Here is a 4,434-nt window from a genome sequence, read left to right on the forward strand (position 1 = left end):
AATGTATGGAAGTGCTTCATGTGGCTGGGGAAAAATGAGGCTACCGGGCGTAAGTGCAACATGCAGATAAGGATGAAATTACGCCTCCTCGCTCACTCGGTCGCTACGCTCCTACCGTGAGACTGCGGCGGGCGTTACCAGCTCAAAGATGACGGGACACGCAAGCAGTACTCAAGTCAGGAAGGGCCGGAAAAAGGATGCGGCGTTGCCGTTTTTCCATAGGCTCCGCCCCCCTGACAAGCATCACGAAATATGACGCTCAAATCAGTGGTGGCGAAACCCGACAGGACTATAAAGATCCCAGGCGTTTCCCCCTGGTAGCTCCCTCGTGCGCTCTCCTGTTCCTGCCTTTCGGTTTACCGGTGTCATTCCGCTGTTATGGCCGCGTTTGTCTCATTCCACGCCTGACACTCAGTTCCGGGTAGGCAGTTCGCTCCAAGCTGGACTGTATGCACGAACCCCCCGTTCAGTCCGACTACCGCGCCATGTAAGGTAACTATCGTCTTGAGTCCAACCCTTACAGACACAAAAAATCGCCAGTGGCGGTAGCCATTGGTAACTGATTTAGAGGAGGAGAGTCTTGAAGTTTCGGGTGCGATAAGGCTACACTGAAAGGACAGTTTTGGTATCTGCGCTCCTCCAAGCCAGTTACCTTGGTTCAAAGAGTTGCTGCTCTGAGAACCTTCGAAAAACCGCCTTGCTGGGCGGTTTTTTCGTTTTCAAAGCAAGAGATTACGCGCAGAAAAAAAGGAACTCAAGAAGATCTTCCCCCATTAAGGGCTACAAAAAGTATGCAACAAGCCATCCGTATGAGAATCGAAGCCGATAAAGCAGCATTAGATGCTGGTTTTACTACGAATAATTTTGTCGGTGAACTGGGCGAAAAATTAGCTCATGCCGTATATGGAGGTCGCATACTTCCTAACTCAGCTAAAAGCGCAGACATACAGACAGACGACGGCACTTTACTCCAGGTGAAAACGAGGAAGCCGAACAAAGGAAAACAGTTTGGTAGCATCCGCTCTTGGGATTTTGATTATCTGATAGCGATAACGCTGGGTGATAAATACGAAGTCATCAGGGCCTTAAAAATCCCAGTATCTACCTGTAAAGAACTGGCCGACCATCGGGCACATACGAACTCTTTCATAATAAAGCCGACCAGAAAATTACTTTCACATGCGGATATTGAAGATGTGACGGATAAATTTCAGAGTGTTGTTTTATAGGTGGTTTTACCCCCTACTTGAATAATTCTGCACGAAATCACGACCGTAAAAAAACCGCCATCTTGAGTAGAAGGGCGCTATTGCACAAGCATCCGGCTTTACCGTCTTTTACCATAACATCCCTTGCACGTACCTACGAACTAATCAGAACATGCAACTGATTAGAAAATGAAATCTCGACTATTGACGGCCGCTCTATTTTTATATAAATTTAGATTAGTTAATTAGATTATAAATTTAGAGGGCTGTTCATGATTGCTGTATCACTTCCAGACGAGTTACTAAAAAGACTAGATGATGCTGTAGATAAAACTGGTAAAAAACGCTCATTCTTGATACGAGAATCAATATCTATGTATTTGAATAACATAGAAAACATACATGAAAAAAAAGAGATCATCCTGAACACCTCAAAACCGTTCTATGAGGTCCTCATTGAAGAATTTAAAAATGAAAAAAAACTAATAACTGAGGCCAGAAAAACTGAGTTCACGATGTTTAGTGATAACGGAAAACTCTATGTCATAAATTCGAAAGGGAATACGCGCAGGCTAGAACCCATGTATGTGAATAATTTCTTTGAAGAGTATAAAAAGACAGGAAGTATGAGTACATCTAGCTATCAAGATATAACCTTCAACTCATCTTATCTTTTAGCTGCACTACAGTACCTGATGGAAAAAGAACTGATTTAACATAAGCACTCATTGCCCGCACCGCCCCGGACAGCTTCGCCACGAACGGGGCGGCAGTCAGCCAAAACCAACAACAACCCACCCGGTAAACCACCCCGATCGCGACAGATAAATTTTACCCAACTGCATAGCCATGCAGCCAGGTGAATGACGGCAGGATTCAGCCCAAAAACAGCGTGAAGGCCCCGAAAACCGGCAAATGCTTCTCCAGCCACTCCCACAGTTCTGCCGCCAGATGCAGGCAGTTAAGTACAGCTTCAATAACCTTAAGCAGTTTCATAATTCCCCCTGGTATAGGCCGTGATCTTTGCATCACGACGTATTTAGCGGGGAATTTCGCAGCCCTTCTTCTTGGGGTTTGTCACGGGACGGCATCCGTCAGCCCAGCGTCGGTCCTTTGTAGGTTTTCTGCGGCTGGCGCTGCAACTCCAGGCTTTTCTGATACTCATGCTCCCGCTGCCGCTGTTCTACCGTACTCAGCTCCCGGACAAGCGGCGCAGCTGCTCGCTTAAACTCAGCACCTGCGTGCTCAAGTCCGACACGCGCTCGTTCAGCACCGCGTTCTCCCGTTGCATAAGACCACACATGCTCCGCCATTCCGCGAAGGCGCTCTCCCATTCGTCCAGCCTTTGCGAGTAGTCCTGCTGTAGCTGCTCTAATGCGCTCAGCAACTGCTTTTCCAGCTCTGTCATTTTCCGCTACTCCTGTTTCAGGCGGATCCATGTCGTCCCGTCGTAAGGGATGGCTTCGGTTTGCATCCCCGGCGGCAGGATAAGAAACCTCCGGCCGTCGCTGCTCTCCTGATAGCGCACTCCCCACGTCCGGGCGGTCATTTTCGCCAGGGTATCTTCCTGCTGACGAAGATGCGTGTAATTGTCGGTTATCTGCTGCCCCTGCCACCACAGAATGCTCCCGCTCGTGCCGATCAGTAGCGCTGACACCATCAGGATGGTGAGCCATGTCCGCCCGGCAGTCCGCAGTACGCTCAGCCGGTTTTTCTCCATCGCCTCGCTCATACTCTGCTCGTGTGCGAGGATGGCGTCGCTGATTCTCCTCGCGCTTGCGCTCAGTTCCGCTCTGACAGACTGCTCGTGCTCGCTGAATGCGGCTTTCAGCATCTCGCCGGTACTCTGCTTCTGCGCTTTCGATTGCTGCTCTAAGTCCTTCGCCAGCGTTAAAAGACTGCTCATAGATGGCTCCCTTCAGTCGGATGTTTCGCCCCCCGTCCGGGTCGGCAATGCTGATACTGCTTTTCGTGGTGCGCACCACCTCAAAACCTGACCGTTCCAGCGCCTCAGTGACGTCCTGACGGGTTTTCAGCTCCCCGGACGAAGCAAGGGTCAGCAGTCCGCGCGTGATGGCTTCTGCGGCCTCCTGCGTCGTTTTCGGCAGCCCGGACGGCGTGATCAGCGCCCGGCGGTTTTCCGGTGCGTTCGGGTCGTGCAGCCCCAGTCTGCCGTTCACGATGGTCTGCCAGGCATCGATACGCGGCCGGTCGGCGCGGTCGTAGTACGGCTGGAGCCGCCTGCCGGTCAGCAGCTCGGTATTGGGGATCAGAAAGTTCAGCTCCAGACGCCCCTTGTCCTCGTGCTCCACCCACAGAATGCTGTACTGATCTTTATCAAGTCCGGGCATCAGAACCCGCTCGAAGCTGGCCATCAGTTTTTCCCGCTGGCCGGGAGGCAGATCGGCCTCCGCAAACGACAGGACGCCGGAGGTGTATTTCTTCACGTAAGGCGACGCGTCAATCAGCTCCCGGACTTCTTCTGGCTTCCCCTGCAGGACGCTGGCGCCTTCACGCTGCCGATCTTTACCCAGCAGATAGTCCACCGGCCCGGCGCCACCGCCGCGACCGCGTGGATGAAATTTAACGATCATCGTCCGTTCCTTTCTCAAGAACGGCGTGCCGCAGCCGCTCAAGCCCGGCATCGATGGCCATCAGCGCCGCCACAATCTGCACCCTGTCATGGCCGGTGCCGCCGCCGGCGTTAACACGGCGGGCTATCTGGTTCAGGTTATTGCCCATGCCGGCAAGCTGGCGCAGCAGCGCCGGCGAGATTGAGGGGAGCTTTCCGGTGCGCGCAGGCTTTTCGTCCAGGCAGGTCTGCCGCATCCACGCCGCCAGCTGCCTGCCGTCACAGCGCTCAAGCAGCCGCCGGTGCTCGTCCTCCGTCACCCACATGGTGAGCATCTTGTTCCGTTTCTCTGACAAACCGGCCTCCTGATAACGCCGGGACGGGCGGGAAAGCCTTTCCCGGTCGGCGCGGTGTTGGACAAGCCGCAGGCGCGTCAGTGGTTTTAGCGGGTTTCGGGGCGCAGCCCTGAACCAGTCACGTAGCGCTAGCGGAGTGTATACTGGCTTAATATGTTACGGCGGAGTGGTAATGTATGGAAGTGCTTCATGTGGCTGGGGAAAAATGAGGCTACCGGGCGTAAGTGCAACATGCAGATAAGGATGAAATTACGCCTCCTCGCTCACTCGGTCGCTACGCTCCTACCGTGAGACTGCG

The 4,434-nt window shown here is 53.0% G+C and carries 4 protein-coding genes; 2 read left to right on the forward strand and 2 right to left on the reverse strand.

Annotated features, from left to right (window positions below):
* The first annotated feature begins 791 nt into the window (after positions 1-791).
* Positions 792-1,229 carry a DUF6998 domain-containing protein gene (locus tag ACWWFX_RS24910; protein ID WP_064183952.1) on the forward strand — a complete coding sequence of 146 codons (438 nt, stop codon included), beginning with the start codon at positions 792-794 and terminating at the stop codon, positions 1,227-1,229.
* Between the two features lie 251 nt (positions 1,230-1,480).
* Positions 1,481-1,924 carry a ribbon-helix-helix protein, CopG family gene (locus ACWWFX_RS24915; RefSeq protein ID WP_064183953.1) on the forward strand — a complete coding sequence of 148 codons (444 nt, stop codon included), beginning with the start codon at positions 1,481-1,483 and terminating at the stop codon, positions 1,922-1,924.
* A 378-nt stretch (positions 1,925-2,302) separates the two neighbouring features.
* Here ACWWFX_RS24915 and mbeA read toward each other — a convergent pair whose 3' ends face one another.
* Together mbeA and ACWWFX_RS24925 are read right to left on the reverse strand one after the other, a co-directional pair.
* Positions 2,303-3,802 (reverse strand): plasmid mobilization relaxase MbeA, encoded by a 1,500-nt coding sequence (gene mbeA, locus ACWWFX_RS24920; RefSeq protein ID WP_074377682.1) that lies wholly within the window; start codon positions 3,800-3,802, stop codon positions 2,303-2,305.
* On the reverse strand, positions 3,792-4,136 hold the full coding sequence (locus ACWWFX_RS24925) for a MobC family plasmid mobilization relaxosome protein (protein ID WP_032623643.1): 345 nt from the start codon (positions 4,134-4,136) through the stop codon (positions 3,792-3,794). The genes mbeA and ACWWFX_RS24925 overlap by 11 nt, the downstream gene beginning before the upstream one ends.
* Positions 4,137-4,434 lie beyond the last annotated feature (298 nt).

The organism is Pseudocitrobacter sp. 2023LY-00077, from assembly GCF_055796175.1.

Excerpts from the sequence above, each read along its gene's own strand:
- ACWWFX_RS24915 (WP_064183953.1), top strand. The coding sequence starts at position 1,481 with ATGATTGCTGTATCACTTCCAGACGAGTTACTAAAAAGACTAGATGAT.
- mbeA (WP_074377682.1), bottom strand. The coding sequence starts at position 3,802 with ATGATCGTTAAATTTCATCCACGCGGTCGCGGCGGTGGCGCCGGGCCG.
- ACWWFX_RS24910 (WP_064183952.1), top strand. The coding sequence starts at position 792 with ATGCAACAAGCCATCCGTATGAGAATCGAAGCCGATAAAGCAGCATTA.